We start from the raw sequence: 1,643 nt of genomic DNA on the forward strand, positions 1-1,643 counted from the left end.
TATTCTGTAATATACATGTGTTTTACCTCCGCCCTGTTATTCATAATAAAAGGTCTGATCGGTGATCCGTCTGAAAGGGCATCAATAGCTTTATCTACCGCTTCTTCCAGTTCCATCTTCTTTTGATTTTCCCTTATCTCGTTTACAAGCCACGAATAGTCATAAAGAGGCTTGCATGACTCAAGTATTTCTTTATTATATCCGAAATTGATGTTCAGCATCGTCACTTTCACTTCAATATCGGACTTTTTTCCGTCTTTAAAAGCGTTGCTCAGTTTAAGTATCTCTCGGTCCTTCTTAGTGTCTGTACCGTTGTAGAAACATATACACTTAGGTGCAGGCAGATTTTGAAGAACAGAACTGAATCTGTCGTATGGTTCCGGGTTTTCAAAAACACGCTTTTCGTACACCATAGCAGCATAGAGAAAAAATCTCAGCGGCATGTTAGGGTTATAGGATGACTGATGTTCATAGAAATTCATCGTATTTTCAACGAGAAATGAAACATCGTTCTTCATGCCCATGTACACAGCGTTTTCAATAGTAGTGAATTCAATATCCTCAGCATTTGTGTAATCAGAGCCATTAACTGCGTTATACAGACTCAAAGTCCATTCACGGTTCTGAGGATTCCCGAAAATAAAAGTAAAGAGTCTGTCTTTGTACTTTCTGTTTGTCTTTGACATATTATTCTCCTTTGATTTTAACATTATTTTTGCATCGTGTCAAGGTGTTTTAATAGTGCATCGTATTTTTCTCCTTTACAATAAATTGATCTGAAAATTCTAACTCCCGGTGTCAATTATCAGATCTTTTAGAATTATATAGGAAAATTTCATGCAATAAAAAACGCCCCTCGTGAGAGAGACGTTTCAGTATTGACAGTTTATTGTTTACAATTCATGCACTATTTGCATTAATTTTAAATTGAAAGGACACATTTATTATCTTACAGTTTACACCTGTATACAAGTTGCATCAGCAGTTTTATACAAATATGCTCACTGTCTGTGCGGATTTTATGCACAGAATTTCATCCCCAGTGTCGGGATTACCTTATCGAGTATACGATCGACGCTGTATTGCGGTTTACGACGCATTGTCTCGATTATAGGACGTTAAGCCGCCCTCAAAATATTATCATCACATAATTTTATGTGAACTCACTTCTCGGGCTTTTCTTCGTCCTTATTCTTTTTAATTCCCATTTTTTCAAGTTCGGCTTTTATTATCTTGTCAATATCCTTGACTGCAATGTTCTGACTTGCATTGTAATCATGAAGTGTCCTATAACCGCACTCCTGACAGATAAACTGTTCTCTGGTAGGATGATTATCTTTGTGGATATAGCCGCACTTTGAACATCTCAGGCTCGTGTAAGCCGGTTCAATATAAACGACTTTTATCCCTCTCTCCTTCGCCTTATTCTCGATCTTACTCTGAAGGTCATAAAAAGACCAGTTCTTGAGGAAGCCTTCTGTATCTTTTGTTACTCCCTTCAAATTTTCAAGCTGTATGATCCCACAGTCATTTTTGACAGCGAAATCGATCAGCTTTCTGCTTGCTTTGTGATTAAAAGTATCTCTGAAATTTGCTATCTTGTCGGAGATATTCAAAACAGGCTTCATTCTTGTTTTGTAGCC

Annotated in this window: 1 protein-coding gene and 1 pseudogene; both read right to left on the reverse strand. The window is 37.1% G+C overall.

The window, feature by feature from the left end; all coding sequences use genetic code 11:
- Positions 1–686, reverse strand: a pseudogene (locus CUS_RS17245) (hypothetical protein); the annotation flags it as partial.
- Between the two features lie 477 nt (positions 687–1,163).
- Positions 1,164–1,643 (reverse strand): RNA-guided endonuclease TnpB family protein (locus CUS_RS17250; protein ID WP_002853169.1); only part of this gene is annotated, 480 nt, incomplete at its 5' end.

This window comes from Hominimerdicola alba 8, assembly GCF_000178155.2.
Lineage (GTDB): Bacteria > Bacillota > Clostridia > Oscillospirales > Ruminococcaceae > Hominimerdicola > Hominimerdicola alba_C.